This window comes from Vibrio sp. Isolate23, assembly GCF_022398095.1.
Classification (GTDB): domain Bacteria; phylum Pseudomonadota; class Gammaproteobacteria; order Enterobacterales; family Vibrionaceae; genus Vibrio; species Vibrio coralliilyticus_A.
The window spans coordinates 132,464-150,231 of sequence record NZ_JAKEUV010000009.1 but is presented as its reverse complement, the minus strand read 5'-3'; the positions used below and the strand labels follow the sequence as shown (position 1 = coordinate 150,231).

Genomic DNA, 17,768 nt, shown 5'->3' with positions numbered 1-17,768 from the left:
TCTGACGTAACAGCTCGTATCGCTGTAGAAGCGGGCATCGCTGACTTCTGGTACAAGTACGTTGGTTTCGACGGTCGTATCATCGGTATGACAACCTTCGGTGAGTCTGCACCAGCAGGTGAACTGTTCAAGATGTTCGGTTTCACAACTGAAAACGTTGTGAACACAGCGAAAGAGCTTTTAGCTTAATTGTTAATTGCTTTGAAAGCCGGGTCCTTGTGACTCGGCTTTTTTGTTTTTACCCGATACGATGAACTAGATGCGATTTATAAATCTATCAGGTAGTATTTGTGACACGAAAAAGATGTAGAGCGATGGAATCATGCTAAAAGTTGCGATCAACGGATTTGGACGTATTGGACGTAATGTTTTGCGGGCAGTATATGAAAGTGGCAAAAGCCAAGATATCAAGGTGGTAGCCGTTAATGAACTAGCGCAGCCCGATGCGATGGCACACTTGCTTCAATATGATACTAGCCACGGTCGATTTGGTAAGAAGATTACCAACGATCAGGAGCATATTTACGTTCACCATGAGAGCGGAGAATTTGATTCCATCCGTATTCTTCATCTGGCAGAAATCGATCTTCTACCATGGCGAGATCTGGAAGTGGATCTGGTGCTGGATTGCACCGGTGTGTTTGGCTCTCAAGCTGATGGCCAAGAACACATCAAAGCGGGAGCGAAGAAAGTCCTGTTTTCTCACCCGGGCGCTAGCGATCTCGACAATACCATTATCTACGGCGTTAACCACGATACACTAACAGCAGATCACAATGTGGTATCCAATGGTTCGTGTACGACCAATTGTATCGTCCCTATTATCAAAGCTCTTGATGAAGCTTTTGGTATCGATTCAGGTACTATCACTACTATTCACTCTTCAATGAATGATCAGCAAGTTATTGATGCTTACCATTCGGATCTGCGACGTACCCGAGCCGCGAGCCAATCGATCATACCTGTGGACACTAAGTTGCATAAGGGTATTGAAAGAATCTTCCCGAAATTTTCTAACAAATTTGAGGCAATTTCAGTCCGAGTACCGACTGTAAACGTCACAGCGATGGATTTAAGCGTCACAATTAATACAAATGTGAAAGTTAATGACGTAAATCAAACCATTGTTAACGCATCTCAGTGTACATTACAGGGCATTGTTGACTATACTGAAGCGCCGCTTGTTTCCATCGACTTTAATCATGATCCCCATAGTGCGATCGTTGATGGTACTCAAACCCGAGTCAGTAATGGCCATTTAGTTAAAATGCTGGTTTGGTGTGATAACGAATGGGGTTTTGCGAACCGTATGTTAGATACGGCACTCGCGATGCAAGCCGATCCCCGTCATGCTTGACGCTGCAACGCCAACTATTTAGGGCAATTGTAGACAGGTGGCGATGGAGAAATATTTATTTCCAGCCTTGAAATAAATATTGATAATCTCCATATCTAAATCAGTTTGAAGAATTATTGAGCTTGGCAGGGTCGCCGAGCTTCTAAAAACTTTACTTTTTGAATATTTGAGAGGACACATCATGTCTGTAATCAAGATGACTGACCTGGATTTAGCAGGTAAACGTGTATTTATCCGTGCGGACCTAAACGTACCTGTGAAAGAAGGCAAAGTGACTTCTGATGCACGTATCTTAGCATCTCTACCAACGATCAAGCACTGTCTAGAAGCTGGCGCTAAAGTTATGGTTACGTCTCACCTAGGTCGTCCTACTGAAGGTGAATACGCAGAAGAGTTCTCTCTACAACCTGTTGTTAACTACCTAAACGACGCACTAGATTGCGATGTTAAGCTAGCAAAAGATTACCTAGAAGGCCTAGAGCTGAACACTGGTGAGCTTGTTGTTCTAGAAAACGTTCGCTTCAACAAAGGCGAGAAGAAGAACGAAGAAGAGCTATCGAAGAAATACGCAGCGCTTTGTGACATCTTTGTAATGGATGCATTCGGTACGGCTCACCGTGCACAAGCGTCAACGCACGGTGTTGGCATGAACGCTCCAGTTGCGTGTGCTGGTCCTCTTCTAGCGGCAGAACTTGAAGCCCTAGGTAAAGCAATGGACAACCCAGAGCGTCCACTGGTTGCTATCGTAGGTGGTTCTAAAGTTTCTACTAAGCTAACCGTTCTAGAATCTCTATCTAAAGTTGCTGACCAACTTGTTGTTGGTGGTGGTATTGCAAACACATTCATCGCAGCTGATGGCCACAACGTAGGTAAGTCTCTATACGAAGCAGACCTAGTTGAAACAGCGCAAAAGCTAATGAAAGAGTGTTCAATCCCAGTAGCAACTGACGTTGCATGTGCGAAAGCATTTGATGAAAACGCAGAAGCTGAAATCAAACACGTTTCAGAAGTGGCTGATGACGACATGATCTTCGACCTAGGTCCAGAATCAACTGCAGCACTAGCTGAAATCATCGCTAATGCAAAAACTATCCTATGGAACGGTCCTGTAGGTGTATTTGAATTCAAGAACTTCGAAGCTGGTACAAAAGGTATCTCTGAAGCAATCGCTCAGTCTGCAGGTTTCTCTGTAGCAGGTGGTGGTGACACGCTAGCGGCTATCGATAAGTTCGGTATTAAAGCTGACGTTTCTTACATCTCTACGGGTGGTGGTGCATTCCTTGAGTTTGTGGAAGGTAAAGTCCTACCAGCCGTAGCGATGCTAGAAGAGCGCGCTAAGTAATTAAACCAAAGCGGGGGAGTCTCTCCCGCTTTGTTGTTTGCTGCAAGTCACATTATTCTTTGTTAGAATGGCGCACGTTGTGAGCAAACGTTTGCAAGAATTTAAACTTAACAAGTTTTATTTTTAAAACGACAGATAAATAGGATTACATCCATGTCTAAGATCTTCGATTTCGTAAAACCAGGTGTTATCTCTGGTGATGACGTACAGAAAGTTTTTGAAGTAGCAAAAGAAAACAACTTTGCGCTTCCAGCAGTAAACGTTGTTGGTACTGACTCAGTTAACGCAGTACTTGAAGCAGCAGCTAAAGTAAAAGCTCCAGTTGTTGTTCAGTTCTCTAACGGTGGTGCCGCTTTCTTCGCTGGTAAAGGCATTAAACTTGAAGGTCAAGGTGCACAAATCCTTGGCGCTGTAGCAGGTGCTAAATACGTTCACGCAGTTGCTGAATCTTACGGTGTTCCAGTAATCCTACACACTGACCACGCAGCTAAGAAACTACTACCATGGATCGACGGTCTTCTAGACGCTGGTGAAGAGTTCTTCGCGCAAACTGGTAAGCCACTATTCTCTTCTCACATGATCGACCTTTCTGAAGAGTCTCTAGAAGAAAACATCGAAATCTGTGCTAAGTACCTTGAGCGCATGGCTAAGATGGACATGACTCTAGAAATCGAACTAGGTTGTACTGGTGGTGAAGAAGACGGCGTTGATAACTCTGACATGGACGCTTCTGAGCTTTACACTTCACCTGAAGATGTTGCTTACGCATACGAGAAACTAAACGCTGTTTCACATCGTTTCACTATCGCAGCTTCTTTCGGTAACGTACACGGTGTATACAAGCCAGGTAACGTAGTTCTAACTCCAACCATCCTACGTGATTCTCAAGCATACTGTGCTGAGAAGTTCGGTATCGCTCCTAACGCTCTAAACTTCGTATTCCACGGTGGTTCAGGTTCTACTGAAGCTGAAATCCAAGAGTCTATCGGCTACGGTGTTATCAAGATGAACATCGATACTGATACTCAGTGGGCAACTTGGGATGGTATCCGTAAGTATGAAGCTGAGAACCGTGATTACCTACAAGGTCAAATCGGTAACCCAACTGGCGAAGACGCTCCAAACAAGAAGTACTACGATCCACGTGTATGGCTACGTGCTGGTCAAGCTTCAATGGTAGCTCGTCTAGAGAAAGCATTTGCTGACCTAAACGCGGTAGACGTACTATAATTCGTCTCAATTCAGTACTCTGTTAATGCTAAAACCCGTTCTAAGAACGGGTTTTTTTGTATTTAGCGATTTGTTTTATGAATGGGCTATTCCTCACCTAAAAGGGTGGCGAAAATGAAAACCATTGCGTAATCTGTAACGAGCCGATATCAGTTTTTTCTGATAACTCTTTGTTTTTGCGTTCTTTGCATAAACGTCACTTTATGAATCGTCAAAATTGATATATCGTGCCAAAAATCTGACATAGTTTCAGGTTATCTATGGAGACGACATCGTCTATCAATTATAAAAAAGTCGTGTGATTTATAGGATCGCCACACATTTTAGAGGGTATACATTATGGCAGGAGAGTCGGTGGAGATTGAAACTCCATTAGTGGATGGCCTAGCGCAGGCTGAATCGTGGATTACCAATAATTCTGATTTACTGATCCAGTATGGTGTGAATGTCCTTTCAGCCATTCTGATTCTATTCATCGGTAACATCTTCGTTAAGATGGTGGCTAACAGTGTCGCTAAGATGCTGAAAAAGAAAAATATGGATAAAGCGGTTATCGAGTTTATCCATGGCTTGGTCCGCTACTTGTTGTTTGTGATTGTACTAATTGCGGCACTCAGCCGTATCGGTGTGCAGACCGCCTCTGTAGTTGCTGTTATCGGTGCGGCAGGCTTAGCGGTTGGTTTGGCGCTTCAGGGATCATTATCTAACTTTGCTGCTGGGGTACTGATTGTTGCTTTCCGTCCATTTAAATCTGGTGATTATGTCGAAATAGGTGGTGTAGCGGGTAGCGTTGAGTCTATCCAAATCTTCCAAACGGTTTTGAAAACACCGGATAATAAAATGATTGTTGTCCCGAATGGCAGTGTAATTGGAGGCCCAATTACTAACTACTCGCGCCACGAAACTCGCCGTATTGATTTGGTAATCGGAGTGTCTTATAACGCTGATTTGCAGAAAACCAAAGAGCTACTAACGAAGATTTGTGAGTCGGATGAGCGAATCCTTAAAGAGCCTACGATTCAGGTTGGTGTCCACACACTGGCAGACTCTTCGGTCAACTTCGTTGTTCGCCCATGGGTTAAAACTTCCGATTACTGGGGGGTGTATTTCGACCTAATGCAAGCTATCAAAGAAGGTCTAGATAACGAAGGTATTGAAATTCCGTTCCCGCAGATGGATGTTCATTTCAATAAGGTTGAATCTTAATCGGTTTCATCTATGCAAAAGCGAGGCTTCTAGCCTCGCTTTTTACATTTCAGTGATGGAGTTTGGCAGAGCGTTAAGCAAAGTCGGCAGGGCAGCCCCTTGAATACTTATGGTCAGTTCTGGGTAGCCTGGTGTATAGAGAATTTCAGGATGATGGTATAGCGAGCGATCGACTAGAATTTCGATACTTTCAGGTATCCCAAAGGGGCATACGGCACCGGGCACGCAACCGAGCTGCTGCATCATTTCTTCATCACTGCATATAGACGGGCGCTTTCCCAGTTTTTGTTTGATTGCTTTACTGTCTAAACGCGCATCTTTGTGAGTTAGAAATAAGGCGTGTCCAGCGCCTTTGAACTTAAGAAACAAACTCTTACTATGCGTACCTGTCCAACCTAGTTGCTCAGCGATGCGTAAATCGGTGGCAAAATCTAGAATTGGCTCATGTCGCCACTCTTTGTATTGAACATTAAGCCGCTTAAGAAGCGCTGTATTGTATTGGTAAATACTTTCAAGTCTATCCATGTTGCTATCCGTGTTGAGCTATTAATTCGTTGATCAGCATGAGTGCGATGGAGAACATCATTAGTGCGATCGCAATGTCTATCCCTTGTTTTACTTTTGGTTTTGACAGTGTCGGACCAAGTTTAGCTGCGCCTATCGATAAGGTATAGAACCACACGAATGAGGCCAAGATAGTGCCAAGTGCAAAGGCCATTCGGTCTTGCCCTTCGAACTGACCACCAATTGAACCTAGGATGACGACAGTATCAAGATACAGGTGTGGATTGAGTACTGTGACAGCTAATGCCCCAAGGATCACGGCACGACGGCCGCGAGCAGCCACTTGATGTGTTGATTCTGACATCTGGTCACTTTGTCGTGCACTTTTGAGTGAAAGTAAGCCATAGAAGGTCAAAAATGCAATACCGCCCAGAGTCACTACGGTCAGTAGCGTTTCGTTTTGTGATAACAAAGCTCCACCACCGAAAACACCGAGTGAGATGAATATCACATCGAGAACACTACAAATAGTTGCGGTGGTTAAGTGATGGTTTCTCTTAATACCTTGATTAAGAACGTAAGCGTTCTGTACGCCAATAGGAATGATCATGCTGGCACCGAGCCCAAAACCTTGTAATAACACCCATAAGTTCACGTTTTTCTCTCCAAGTGAGCTGACAATTTGAGTGTTGAGAATAGAGACAGTAAAGTTATAAGTATAATTAATGATTTTAATCTATTATCAGTTTTTCTTATTAGGTAGTGCGATGCGAGGATTAGATTACAAATGGGTTGAAGCTCTTGAATCTGTGGTCACTCAAGGTAGCTTTGAACGAGCGGCAGAATCGCTCTACATTTCTCAGTCTGCGGTATCACAACGCATTAAACAGCTCGAAAAATTTCTCGCTCAGCCAGTACTCGTCCGTGAGCAGCCGCCTCGCGCGACTGTAGTTGGTAAAAAGCTGCTGGGCCTTTACCATAGGGTAAAATTGCTAGAAAGTGAGCTGGTTCCAGAATTAACCAATAGTGATTCAGAGCGGCCACTCGCGATTTCTATTGCTACCAATGCCGATAGTTTGGCTACTTGGTTACTACCGTCATTACAGCAGGTACTAACCACTCGTAACATTGAGCTTAGGCTTGCTGTGCTTAATGAGGTTAGAGCGATAGAAAAACTGAAAAGTGGTGAAGTCACAGGAGCGATCAGTCTAGAATCAAGACCGATTCCTGGCTGTCAGGCTGATTACCTTGGTCGGGTCGATTATGTCTGTGTAGCGAATCCACAGTTCGTTGCGCGTTATTTTTCTCAGGGTGTAAATTATGACTCTTTGCTTCAAGCCCCAGCCGTAGCCTACGATCAACATGATGAACAGCATCAGCAATTTCTCAAAGAACACTTTAATATTTTGCCAGACAACGTGAGAACACATCGGGTGGCCAGCTCTGAAGCGTTCGTGAAAATAGCTGAGGCAGGAGTGGCATATTGCTTGATCCCCAGCTTCCAAATTAAACGCGAGCTGGAGGAGGGGACTTTAGTTGATATATTACCTGGCTTCTTAAGTTCTTATCGCATCTATTGGCATCACTGGCAGTTAGAGTCTGGTGTGTTAGAAGAAGTTACGCAAGCCATTGTCACTTATGCGAAAAAGGTATTATCGAGCTAGTGCTTGGTCAAAGTTATGTCAGAACACGGAACAAGGCTCCTCAATTGGTATCTAAACGCTATGATGTATGTAACTAGTTAAATAAGGTGAACAATAATGAAGAGAGTTTCTAGCCTAGCGATTGCTGTATCAGGCTTAGTGAGTATCGGTGCTTATGCGGATACACCTAACTTCCCGCACCTAGCAACGACCGGTTATGGTGAAGTCGTAGCAAAGCCAGACATGGCTAAATTTACAGTTCGTGTGGTGGAAACCACAATGACGGCAGAGCAAGCTAAGCAGACGGTGGATAAAGTTGTCTCTGACTTTTTGTCTGAGCTGAAAGATGAAGGCATGAGTGCGGATAACATCACGAGTTCTAACCTTTATATCTCTCCTCAATACCATTACCCGAAAGATGGCAAACCTGAGCTGGTAGGCTATCGTGCATCGAGAACGGTCAACGTGACGGTTGATGAGTTGGCTAATCTTAACCAGTACCTAGATATTGCGTTGAACTCCGGTATCAATCAGGTGGAAAATATTCAATTAAAGGTCAAAGAGCAGGCTAAGTACCAAGAACAAGCGCGTCAAGCGGCCATTAAGGACGCCAACAGCAAGGCTGAGTCATTAGCTTCTGGTTTTGGTAAAGATATCAATGGTGTATGGCGAATCGATTATAATATGCCAAGTTCTCAGCCCGTCCTCATGCGTTCTATGGCGATGGATGCGAAAGCGGAGTCTAATACCTACCAAGATTCAACAATTGTGATTCGTGATCGAGTTGACGTCATTTACCAGTTAGATTAACCATCAAAAGCGCCTTTTTTAGTAATAACTAAGGTGCTTTATAAAATTATCAATTGCCGTTCGGGTTATTCTTAACCACTTTTTTATTCGGTGATATACTGCTCCGCCTTCGATTTAGGAGCAGTGGTAGTGAGACAACAAAAAAACATCTTTTGGCACTTGTGCATTACCACTATTGTGTTGGTGTCAGTGGTGCTCGCTTACTATGCCCAGCGCTACCAAACCCTCCAAAAAGACACTGTCGAGTTAACAGCTAAGCAGGCCATGCATCAATTGGCCTACAGTGAGCGTGAATATCAGGGTGTTCGCAGTCAGTTTGTTTCCATTATTAAACTTCTTTCGCATAGCCGAAGTTTGTACGACTATATTTTAGTGCCGAATGATGATAATCGTCAGGTGGTGGAAGAAATTTGGTCATCGGTTGCTATTAACCAAAAATGGTATACCCAAATTCGTTTCCTTGATAATTCTGGCTATGAGAAACTCAGACTTAACTACTTACTGAGTGGCAATCGCGCCAGCATTGTAGACCAACTGCAAGACAAATCACATCGTGGTTATTTCCGCTACGCTCAACAGCTGAAAGATGATCAGATTGGTGCATGGGGTATTGACCTCGAGATGGAAAATGGCGAACTGGTTTATCCTTATAAACCCGCCTTGCGTTTGATCACGCCCGTTGAAGTTGGAGAAGAACGAGTAGGTTATTTGATCCTCAATATTGATGTTTGGTATCTGAGCTCTCGTCTTAACTATTCGCCTGATGACTTCTTTCGTCCAGAGCTTGTTGGCGAAAAAGGTTTTTACTCGGTGAGTGACGATCCGAGTAAATTATTTGGTAATTTATTAGCCAGTCGTAGTCAGCATAACTTAGCGAGTCTCTACCCTAAGACTTGGCAAACCATGCAAACGAAAAAGTCGGGTTATGTGATAGAAAATGATCATCTGGTGGTATTCAATCTACTGCAGATATCCCCTCGCCATAAATTGTATCTGGTAATCGATTTAAGTCGTGACGAGCTCAAGGCCCGCAGTGAAAGAGACTACCAGTTGTTAGTAAAAGAAGCTTCGATCGTACTGCTGGTGGTGCTCGCTTTTACGATTCCTGCAACCTGTATCTTGGTTTACTATCGCAAACGCAGCCTTGAAAGTCAGCTAGCCAGAGCTGCACTAAGTGGTATGTCAGCCGTGGTGATCTCAGACAAGCGCCACCGAGTCGTGCTTGTTAATCATGAGTTTGAAAAGCTGACAGGTTATCGCCAAAAAGAGATATCCTCCAAAAATATAATTCAAACATTGGTAGGAGAGAAGACGTTTGCTTCCATGCTTGCCTTGTTCAAGAAAGCGACTTCTAGCCAAACGTGGGAGGATGAAGTCAGCATTGAGAATCCCAAAACAGGCTCTAAGGTGACAGCAATAATGCGAGTGCAGTGTGTGTTGGCGAAAGGAAAAAAAGTCAGTTACTACATTACCTCGCTGGTGGATATTTCAGAGCGTAAGGAACTTGAAGAGCGTTTACGTATTTTGAGTGAGAAGGATGAATTGACGAAGCTCTGGAATCGCCGGAAATTTGAGCAAGAACTGCGCCGCAGTGCCAAGTTAACGCAACGCTACCCTAAGGTGCAGGACACTTGCTTGGCGTTACTGGATATTGATTTCTTTAAGCGAGTGAATGATGAGCAAGGTCATGATGAAGGTGACAGAGTGATAAGCCGTGTAGGCGCTATTATTATTGAGACCTTGCGTGAGACGGATTTTATTGCTCGTATTGGCGGTGAAGAGTTCGCGATTATCATGCCGCATAGCAGTATTGATGAAGCAGAGCAGGCGCTGAACCGGGTGCGAGTCGCGGTTGAAATGGCTTCAGATGTCCCTGTCACTGTCAGTGTTGGGTTGACGGATCTGACGGCAGATAGCACTCGCTGTTATAAATGTGCAGATATTGCTCTGTACGAGTCTAAGACGCTAGGGCGAAATCGAGTCTCTGTGTGTAAAAGCAGTGATGAGATTGCTTAAAAAATCGAGCCGAGGCTCGATTTCTCCTTTCAGGATTAAGCCGCGTGCTCAATGGTGGTTTGGATTTGTTCCATTGAACGATGAAGGTGACGATCAAATTGCTCGGCAGCTTGTTCTGTATCTTTGGCCAGTACCAACTTCATGATTTTCTCACACTCATCGATTTCAAATTGACGTGGGTCTAGTCCGTTGTTACGCGCAAAGTAGCGATAACGCTTAATTTGGTTGATAAGATCTGTGAAAAACTCAAACATATTGCGTGAATTGGCACCTTCGAGCAGGGCGATATGGAATTGATGCAGACGCTCTTCCCATTCTTTCCAGTCGAATTCATCATTGGTTAGGCTGACTCGCGATAACTTATGAAATGATGTTAGCACTTCCAGCTCCCACTCTTCTCCTCCTGAACGAATCGATTTTTTCAACAATACGGCGGCGACGGTGCGTAGGCTTTCGTAGAGATCAGCCAGTTCATCAACACATACTGGCGATACCCAACAGCCCTTTTGTGGCTCTAAGCTGACATACTTCGTCCATGAGAGTTGCACAAGTGCTTCTCTGATTGGTGAGGCCCCCACGCGGTATCGGTTTTTTAGATCTGCGACAACAAGCTTTTGGTTTGGTTTGAGCTCACCACTTAGGATGTCTTGGTAGATCATTTTCGAGACTTTATCAGTCAACGTTGGGCTAGACACTTTCCTTTCCTCATATGCATAAATACCGCGTTATATAAAACCGCGGTGAATTTAATGGTACGCAATACTTTGATTGATAATACAGCGTGCTGAATAGTGAGACAAGGGGAGGGGATAAAAAAAAAGAGGGCTAGAGCCCTCTTTTATAAATATGAATTTTTATTCAGTTCTTACAGAACGTGTACAGAAGCTGTATTAGTTGTACCAGAAGCGACTAGAGCACCTGATACCATAACAACGATATCGCCTTTTTTGCCTAGACCTGAATCTAGCGCTAGCTCTTTACCTAGAACGTAGAACGCGTCAGTACTATCGATAGAATCAACCAATACAGGACGAACACCTTTTGTTAGTACAAGCTGAGCAGCAGTTTTTGCATTATTAGTCAGTGCAAGGATGTTTGCTGTTGGGAAGTACTTACGTACTGAGCGAGCTGATTTACCACCTTCAGTCGCAACAACAATCAGTGGAGCTGCTAGTTTTTCAGCCGTGTCTACCGCGCCTTTACATACTGCTTCTGTGATACGTAGACGAGGGCTGTCTAGGCGAGAACCAAGTTCAGCTTTTAGTGCTGCGTCTGTGCGGTTTGCGATCTGAGCCATGATAGTAACTGCTTCAACAGGGTACTTACCTTTGGCTGTTTCACCAGATAGCATCACAGCGTCAGTACCGTCCATCACAGCGTTCGCTACGTCACCTGCTTCTGCACGAGTAGGACGTGGGTTGTTGATCATAGAATCAAGCATTTGAGTTGCTGTGATAACCATCTTACGTGCACGGTTACATTTCTCGATCATCATCTTCTGAGCGAAGATCACTTCTTCCGCTGGGATTTCAACACCTAGGTCACCACGAGCAACCATGATACCGTCAGACAGCTCTAGGATCTCATCGAAGTTATCAACACCTTCTTGGTTTTCGATCTTAGAGATGATGTGGATGTTTTCACCGCCGTTAGCCGCAAGTACTTCGCGAATTTCTTTCACGTCAGACGCTTTACGGATGAAAGAGGCTGCAACGAAGTCAACGCCTTGCTCACAACCAAACTTAAGGTCGTTCTTATCTTTTTCAGATAGAGCAGGTAGGTTTACTGAAACGCCAGGTAGGTTAACGCCTTTGTTTTCGCCTAGTGCGCCGTTGTTCAGTACCTTACATTTCACTTCAGTTTCTGAAGTTGCTAGTACTTCCATTTCGATTAGACCGTCGTCCACTAGGATTGTGTTACCAACGTTAAGGTCTGCTGCGAAACCTGCGTAAGTTACCGCTACTTTGTCTTTGTCGCCCACAACTGAAGTGTCAGTTGTGAAAGTGAACTCCTGACCAGCAACCAGATCAACATCGTCGCCATTTTCTAGCTTGATAGTACGGATCTCTGGACCTTTAGTATCTAAAAGGATAGCCAGTTGCTTGCCAGACTCTTCCATTACTTTACGGAAGTTCGCAATACGAGTGCCGTGCTCTTGGTAGTCACCGTGAGAGAAGTTTAGGCGCATTACGTTCATGCCTGCATTTACGAGTTCAGTTAGCTTCTCTACAGATTCAGTTTTAGGGCCAATCGTACATACGATTTTGGTCTTTTTCATGGAAGATATTCTCCGGTCAATAATAGTTACAATTTGAAAGTCATTTATCTCGCTGAAGTCGAGGGTTCCCGCCTGGCATTTCGAGCCTTCTATATACAAGAGAACATCAATGTTGTCGTCGACTTCAGAACTGAAAGTCTTTCAACAAGTTTAGTCATTTTATGACCAAACTGTCTGGATAATACTCAGCATTTCTGTGACTAACCTAGGATATATGCGGTTAGTTGCAAAAAAATAACGGTCAATTCTGTAATTTTTTTTCTTTTCGGTGGCGAATTCTACCACTGATTCACGCCAATATCACTGTTTAAGAATTGTCTTAGGACAAGGTTTTGCCGCTATTTTTTATTTTTTGGTTCAAAATAAATGGACTTTAAAGTTTCGGTTTGACTATAATTTCTTTCATAACGAAACTTGTTAAATGAAATTAAGATGTCGAAACGAAACACGCAACTAAGAAGACACGCAATTTCTAATTTGGTAAATGAAAAAGGTGAGGTCAGTGTTGAGGCTTTGTCTCTCCAGTTTGAGACATCTGAAGTCACAATTCGAAAGGATCTCGCCTCTTTAGAGAAAAATGGCCAATTATTGCGTCGCTATGGTGGTGCTATCGCATTACCAAAAGAAGTCGTCAGCGATGAATTGAGCGAAAATGTTTCGATTCGTAAGAATGAACTCGCCCAAGCGGCCGCCAAGCTGATCCGCGAGCACAATCGCATTGTGATCGACAGTGGCAGTACCACTGCTTCGCTGATCAAACAACTGGATGGTATGCGTGGTTTGGTTGTGATGACCAACTCGCTCAATGTTGCGAACGCGCTTAATGAGCTTGAAAGTGAGCCGACATTATTGATGACGGGCGGGACTTGGGATGCACATTCTGAGTCTTTTCAAGGACAAGTGGCGGAGTCGGTACTACGCTCATATGACTTTGACCAGCTATTTATTGGTGCTGATGGCGTTGACTTAGAGCGAGGTACGACAACATTTAATGAATTGGTCGGCCTAAGTAAAGTGATGGCTGAAGTATCTCGTGAAGTCATTGTGATGGTCGAATCTGAAAAAATTGGTCGTAAGATCCCAAACCTCGAACTGGCTTGGACTTCCATCGATATCTTAATTACTAACAAAGACTTGAATCCTGAGTTCAAACAGCAAATTGAATCTCAAGATGTGAAAGTTATTTGCGTATAAAGCTATTAAAAACAATGTAATCAATTTAATCCCGTCAATTTGGCTTTTTTGCTTGCTGTCTAGATTGCGTACCTCAGATGGGGAAGGGATACCAAAACGGAGATACAAATATGTGTGGAATCGTCGGTGCAGTAGCACAACGAGATGTGGCTGAAATTCTGGTGGAAGGCTTACGCCGCCTTGAATACCGTGGTTATGACTCTGCAGGTGTTGCTGTAGTTGATGGTGATTCTAATCTGACTCGCCTTCGTCGTCTGGGTAAAGTTCAGGAACTGGCGGATGCTGTGGATGCAGCGGAAGTGGTCGGTGGGACAGGTATCGCACACACGCGTTGGGCAACCCATGGTGAGCCTTCAGAGGCTAACGCGCACCCGCACATGTCAGGTGATATTGCTGTTGTGCATAATGGCATCATTGAAAATCACGAAGAGCTGCGTGAGCTGCTTAAATCTCGTGGCTATGTATTTGACTCCCAAACGGACACTGAAGTCATTGCTCACATGGTTGAGTGGGAGCTGCGCACTGCTGATTCTTTACTTGAGGCGGTTCAGAAAACAGCCAAGCAACTTGAAGGCGCTTACGGTACAGTTGCTGTTGATCGCAAAGATCCTTCACGCATTGTTGTTGCTCGCTCTGGCAGCCCGATAGTCATTGGTTTCGGTGTCGGTGAAAACTTCCTCGCCTCAGATCAACTTGCATTGCTCAATGTGACCCGTCGCTTTATGTATCTGGAAGAAGGCGATGTGGCTGAAATCACTCGTCGTGAAGTGAACGTGTTTGATCTTTCTGGTGAACGTGTCGAGCGTGAAGTGATTGAATCAAACGCAGAGCACGATGCGGGTGACAAAGGCCAGTATCGCCACTTCATGCAAAAAGAAATCTATGAGCAACCTACCGCTCTGATTAACACAATGGAAGGACGTCTGACGTCTGATTCTGTGGTGACGGAAGCGATTGGCGTCAATGCCGCTGAGATCTTGAGCAAAGTCGAACACGTCCAGATCGTCGCATGTGGCACGTCTTATAACGCGGGTATGACTGCGCGTTATTGGTTTGAAGATATTGCTGGTGTAAGTTGTGATGTCGAAATTGCATCTGAGTTCCGCTACCGTAAATTTGTGACTCGTCCAAACAGCCTGCTGATTACTTTATCTCAATCAGGTGAAACGGCTGATACGTTGGCGGCACTTCGTCTTGCCAAAGAGAAAGGCTACATGGCGGCGATGACGATTTGTAACGTTGCGGGCTCTTCGCTTGTTCGTGAATCCGACTTTGCCTTCATGACACGTGCAGGGGTGGAAATTGGTGTCGCATCAACTAAAGCCTTTACCACTCAGCTTTCAGCATTGTTAATGCTAGTGACGGCACTCGGTAAGCAGCAGAACCGTGTAAGCAAAGAGAAAGAAAAAGAGATCGTTGAAGCGCTGCATGCATTGCCAAAACAGATCAACTCGGCACTTTCATTTGAGAAAGATATTGAAGCTTTAGCGGAAGATTTTGCGGATAAGCATCACACTTTGTTCCTTGGTCGTGGTGAATTTTACCCGATTGCCATGGAAGCGTCGTTGAAACTTAAAGAGATTTCTTACATTCACGCTGAAGCTTATGCAGCAGGTGAATTGAAGCATGGTCCACTGGCACTCATTGATGCTGACATGCCAGTCGTTGTCGTCGCACCGAGCAATGAACTGCTGGAAAAGCTTAAGTCGAATATTGAAGAAGTGCGTGCTCGTGGTGGCTTGCTGTATGTATTTGCGGATGCGGATGCGGGCTTTGAAGCTGATGAAACCATGAAGATCATCACTATGCCTCACGTAAGCGAAATCACAGCCCCTATCTACTACACGATTCCGATGCAGCTGCTATCGTACTATGTCGCGCTCATCAAAGGGACAGATGTAGATCAGCCACGTAACTTAGCAAAAGCGGTAACGGTAGAGTAACTTAATCTAGAAAACAGAGTTTCATACTGTAATTAAGGCTCAAATATAAATCAAGATTCTCGAGTTGAGAGTCTTGGTTTTTTTATGTGCGCCTTTTGGGAGCCCACGTTGCGTGTGACAAGAGCAGTCACTCAGTGACTGCTCTATTACTCTCAGCTTACGCTTTCACGAACGGTTTAGAACAACGGTGGCTTTTAAGCACCTCGGCTATTTATTTAAGAAACGAAGGAATGCGATTTTCGTATTCAGCGATTTTGTCTTCGTGTTGAAGAGTTAAGCCTATGTTATCTAAACCGTTTAATAGACAGTGGCGACGGAACTCGTCAATCTCAAATGTGTATTCTTTTCCATTTGCGCGAACCACGTTGGCTTCTAGATCAACTTCTACTTGCGCGCCTTCATTGGCTTCAACAAATTGGAAGATCTCATCGACTTCTTGCTCTGTGAGACGAACTGGCACCATCTGGTTGTTGATAGAGTTACCGTAGAAGATATCGGCAAAGCTTGGTGCGATCATTGCTTTGATGCCGTAATCTGCTAGTGCCCAAGGCGCGTGTTCACGGGATGATCCACAACCAAAGTTTTCACGAGCAAGAAGAATCGAAGCGCCTTGATAACGAGGAGCATTCATCACGAATTCTGGATTGGGTTGCTCACCTGCATCATCAAGGAAGCGCCAATCATGGAATAGATGTTTACCAAATCCTAGGCGAGAAACCTTTTGTAGAAATTGCTTGGGGATAATAGCATCGGTATCGACATTCGCTGCATCTAGAGGAACAACCAAGCCTGTGTGTTGTTTAAAACCTGACATTTGTTCTCTCCTTAGTCCAATTCACGAATATCAATAAAGTGACCAGCAATAGCGGCTGCCGCTGCCATCGCTGGGCTCACTAGATGGGTACGACCGTCACGGCCTTGGCGACCTTCAAAGTTACGGTTGGAGGTTGATGCACAACGCTCATGTGGACCTAGGCGGTCATTGTTCATTGCCAGACACATAGAACACCCTGGTAGGCGCCACTCAAAGCCGGCGTCTTTAAAGATGATATCCAAGCCTTCAGCTTCTGCTTGCGCTTTTACCTGTTCAGAGCCAGGTACGATAAGCGCCTGTACGTTGTCAGCGACTTTGCGTCCTTTGGCTATTTCAGCCGCGGCACGCATATCTTCGATACGAGAGTTCGTACAAGAGCCGACAAAAACTTTATCTACTTTGTAGTCAGATAGCGCTTTGCCTGCTTCTAGCCCCATGTAGGCTAAGGCTTTTTCTGCTGATGCTTTTTCTACAGGGTCCGCAAAGCTTTCAGGAGCTGGGATTGGCTCATCGACAGCGATGACCTGACCTGGGTTTGTTCCCCAAGTGATCTGAGGCTTAATGTCTGCTGCGTTAAGTGTGACAACCGCATCAAACTCTGCATCATCATCCGTTTTTAGTGATTTCCAGTATTCAATTGCCGCGTCTAGATCTTCACCTTGTGGTGCGAACTTGCGGCCTTTGATGTATTCGAATGTGGTTTCATCGGGTGCGATTAAACCCGCTTTCGCCCCCAATTCGATAGCCATGTTACAGACTGTCATGCGACCTTCCATTGTAAGATCGGTAATCGCTTCACCGCAGAACTCGACCACATATCCCGTACCGCCAGCCGCCGTGGTTTCACCGATGATGGCGAGTACGATATCTTTTGCTGTGATGCCCGGTGCAACTTTACCTTTCACTTCGATTTTCATGGTTTTGGAGCGCGCTTGCTTTAGCGTTTGAGTCGCTAAAACGTGCTCCACTTCTGACGTACCGATACCAAAAGCTAGCGAGCCAAATGCACCATGGGTTGCTGTGTGTGAGTCACCACAGACAATCGTCATGCCCGGAAGCGTAATGCCTAGCTCTGGGCCCATAACGTGCACAATACCTTGGTATTTGTGATTAATGTCGTACAGGGTGACACCAAATTCTTCACAGTTTTTCGATAGTGTTTCCATCTGGATACGTGCCATCTCGCCGGAGGCATTGATGTCTTTAGTCTGGGTGGAAACGTTGTGGTCCATGGTGGCAAACGTCTTGCCAACCTGACGTACTTTACGGCCTTTTTCGCGTAAACCATCAAAAGCTTGTGGAGAAGTCACTTCATGCACTAAATGACGGTCGATGTACAAGATAGGGTTTTCACCCTCTGCGGCCACAGCAACGTGTGCGTCGTAGACCTTTTCGTATAGTGTTTTGCCCATTATTACTGTCCTGTGTGTC

General features: G+C 44.8%; 16 protein-coding genes. 10 read left to right on the top strand and 6 right to left on the bottom strand.

Annotated features, from left to right (window positions below):
• The 5 genes from L1D31_RS18740 to mscS form a co-directional block, all read left to right on the top strand.
• The coding region (locus L1D31_RS18740) for a hypothetical protein (RefSeq protein WP_239838573.1) at positions 1-189 on the top strand (189 nt) is incomplete at its 5' end.
• Positions 190-322: 133 nt separating this feature from the next.
• The gene (gene epd / locus L1D31_RS18735; protein WP_239838572.1) at positions 323-1,357 is read left to right on the top strand and encodes an erythrose-4-phosphate dehydrogenase; all 1,035 of its coding nucleotides are present in this window, start codon (positions 323-325) and stop codon (positions 1,355-1,357) included.
• A gap of 181 nt (positions 1,358-1,538) precedes the next feature.
• Positions 1,539-2,699 carry a phosphoglycerate kinase gene (locus L1D31_RS18730; RefSeq protein WP_239838571.1) on the top strand — a complete coding sequence of 387 codons (1,161 nt, stop codon included), beginning with the start codon at positions 1,539-1,541 and terminating at the stop codon, positions 2,697-2,699.
• A gap of 153 nt (positions 2,700-2,852) precedes the next feature.
• The gene (gene fbaA / locus L1D31_RS18725; RefSeq protein WP_239838570.1) at positions 2,853-3,929 is read left to right on the top strand and encodes a class II fructose-bisphosphate aldolase; all 1,077 of its coding nucleotides are present in this window, start codon (positions 2,853-2,855) and stop codon (positions 3,927-3,929) included.
• A 339-nt stretch (positions 3,930-4,268) separates the two neighbouring features.
• A complete protein-coding gene (gene mscS, locus L1D31_RS18720) occupies positions 4,269-5,135 on the top strand; it encodes a small-conductance mechanosensitive channel MscS (RefSeq protein WP_239838569.1) in 867 nt (288 codons plus the stop codon).
• A gap of 42 nt (positions 5,136-5,177) precedes the next feature.
• On the opposite strand, the gene L1D31_RS18715 is transcribed toward mscS, so the two are convergent.
• Complete coding sequence (locus L1D31_RS18715) at positions 5,178-5,660, bottom strand: YbaK/EbsC family protein (RefSeq protein WP_239838568.1); 483 nt, start codon at positions 5,658-5,660, stop codon at positions 5,178-5,180.
• A 4-nt stretch (positions 5,661-5,664) separates the two neighbouring features.
• Positions 5,665-6,294 (bottom strand): LysE/ArgO family amino acid transporter, encoded by a 630-nt coding sequence (locus L1D31_RS18710; protein WP_239838567.1) that lies wholly within the window; start codon positions 6,292-6,294, stop codon positions 5,665-5,667.
• Positions 6,295-6,406: 112 nt separating this feature from the next.
• Between L1D31_RS18710 and L1D31_RS18705 the strand changes: the two genes are divergently transcribed.
• The 3 genes from L1D31_RS18705 to L1D31_RS18695 all read left to right on the top strand — a co-directional run bounded on the left by L1D31_RS18705 (position 6,407) and on the right by L1D31_RS18695 (position 10,108).
• Positions 6,407-7,303 (top strand): LysR family transcriptional regulator ArgP, encoded by an 897-nt coding sequence (locus L1D31_RS18705; protein WP_239838576.1) that lies wholly within the window; start codon positions 6,407-6,409, stop codon positions 7,301-7,303.
• Positions 7,304-7,399: 96 nt separating this feature from the next.
• Positions 7,400-8,092, top strand: coding sequence for an oxidative stress defense protein (locus L1D31_RS18700; RefSeq protein ID WP_239838566.1), 693 nt, complete (start codon positions 7,400-7,402; stop codon positions 8,090-8,092).
• Between the two features lie 129 nt (positions 8,093-8,221).
• On the top strand, positions 8,222-10,108 hold the full coding sequence (locus L1D31_RS18695; RefSeq protein WP_239838565.1) for a sensor domain-containing diguanylate cyclase: 1,887 nt from the start codon (positions 8,222-8,224) through the stop codon (positions 10,106-10,108).
• Between the two features lie 35 nt (positions 10,109-10,143).
• Here the strand turns inward: L1D31_RS18695 and L1D31_RS18690 are convergent, their stop codons facing one another.
• On the bottom strand, positions 10,144-10,803 hold the full coding sequence (locus L1D31_RS18690; protein WP_239838564.1) for a GntR family transcriptional regulator: 660 nt from the start codon (positions 10,801-10,803) through the stop codon (positions 10,144-10,146).
• Between the two features lie 170 nt (positions 10,804-10,973).
• Positions 10,974-12,386: a pyruvate kinase PykF gene (gene pykF / locus L1D31_RS18685; protein WP_239838563.1), complete on the bottom strand. Its 1,413-nt coding sequence runs from the start codon at positions 12,384-12,386 to the stop codon at positions 10,974-10,976.
• Between the two features lie 432 nt (positions 12,387-12,818).
• Between pykF and L1D31_RS18680 the strand changes: the two genes are divergently transcribed.
• Both L1D31_RS18680 and glmS read left to right on the top strand, forming a co-directional pair.
• Positions 12,819-13,580, top strand: a complete 762-nt coding sequence (locus L1D31_RS18680) for a DeoR family transcriptional regulator (protein ID WP_239838562.1) — start codon at positions 12,819-12,821, stop codon at positions 13,578-13,580.
• A 110-nt stretch (positions 13,581-13,690) separates the two neighbouring features.
• On the top strand, positions 13,691-15,523 hold the full coding sequence (gene glmS / locus L1D31_RS18675) for a glutamine--fructose-6-phosphate transaminase (isomerizing) (protein WP_239838561.1): 1,833 nt from the start codon (positions 13,691-13,693) through the stop codon (positions 15,521-15,523).
• Positions 15,524-15,734: 211 nt separating this feature from the next.
• Here glmS and leuD read toward each other — a convergent pair whose 3' ends face one another.
• Together leuD and leuC are read right to left on the bottom strand one after the other, a co-directional pair.
• The gene (leuD, locus tag L1D31_RS18670; protein ID WP_239838560.1) at positions 15,735-16,337 is read right to left on the bottom strand and encodes a 3-isopropylmalate dehydratase small subunit; all 603 of its coding nucleotides are present in this window, start codon (positions 16,335-16,337) and stop codon (positions 15,735-15,737) included.
• A gap of 11 nt (positions 16,338-16,348) precedes the next feature.
• Positions 16,349-17,749: a 3-isopropylmalate dehydratase large subunit gene (leuC, locus tag L1D31_RS18665; protein ID WP_239838559.1), complete on the bottom strand. Its 1,401-nt coding sequence runs from the start codon at positions 17,747-17,749 to the stop codon at positions 16,349-16,351.
• Between the last annotated feature and the right edge of the window lie 19 nt (positions 17,750-17,768).

What these genes read in the sequence shown, in the direction of transcription:
- glmS (WP_239838561.1), top strand. Translation starts at nt 13,691, where the DNA reads ATGTGTGGAATCGTCGGTGCAGTAGCACAACGAGATGTGGCTGAAATT.
- pykF (WP_239838563.1), bottom strand. Translation starts at nt 12,386, where the DNA reads ATGAAAAAGACCAAAATCGTATGTACGATTGGCCCTAAAACTGAATCT.
- epd (WP_239838572.1), top strand. Translation starts at nt 323, where the DNA reads ATGCTAAAAGTTGCGATCAACGGATTTGGACGTATTGGACGTAATGTT.
- leuD (WP_239838560.1), bottom strand. Translation starts at nt 16,337, where the DNA reads ATGTCAGGTTTTAAACAACACACAGGCTTGGTTGTTCCTCTAGATGCA.
- L1D31_RS18715 (WP_239838568.1), bottom strand. Translation starts at nt 5,660, where the DNA reads ATGGATAGACTTGAAAGTATTTACCAATACAATACAGCGCTTCTTAAG.
- mscS (WP_239838569.1), top strand. Translation starts at nt 4,269, where the DNA reads ATGGCAGGAGAGTCGGTGGAGATTGAAACTCCATTAGTGGATGGCCTA.
- leuC (WP_239838559.1), bottom strand. Translation starts at nt 17,749, where the DNA reads ATGGGCAAAACACTATACGAAAAGGTCTACGACGCACACGTTGCTGTG.
- L1D31_RS18730 (WP_239838571.1), top strand. Translation starts at nt 1,539, where the DNA reads ATGTCTGTAATCAAGATGACTGACCTGGATTTAGCAGGTAAACGTGTA.
- fbaA (WP_239838570.1), top strand. Translation starts at nt 2,853, where the DNA reads ATGTCTAAGATCTTCGATTTCGTAAAACCAGGTGTTATCTCTGGTGAT.
- L1D31_RS18680 (WP_239838562.1), top strand. Translation starts at nt 12,819, where the DNA reads ATGTCGAAACGAAACACGCAACTAAGAAGACACGCAATTTCTAATTTG.
- L1D31_RS18700 (WP_239838566.1), top strand. Translation starts at nt 7,400, where the DNA reads ATGAAGAGAGTTTCTAGCCTAGCGATTGCTGTATCAGGCTTAGTGAGT.
- L1D31_RS18705 (WP_239838576.1), top strand. Translation starts at nt 6,407, where the DNA reads ATGCGAGGATTAGATTACAAATGGGTTGAAGCTCTTGAATCTGTGGTC.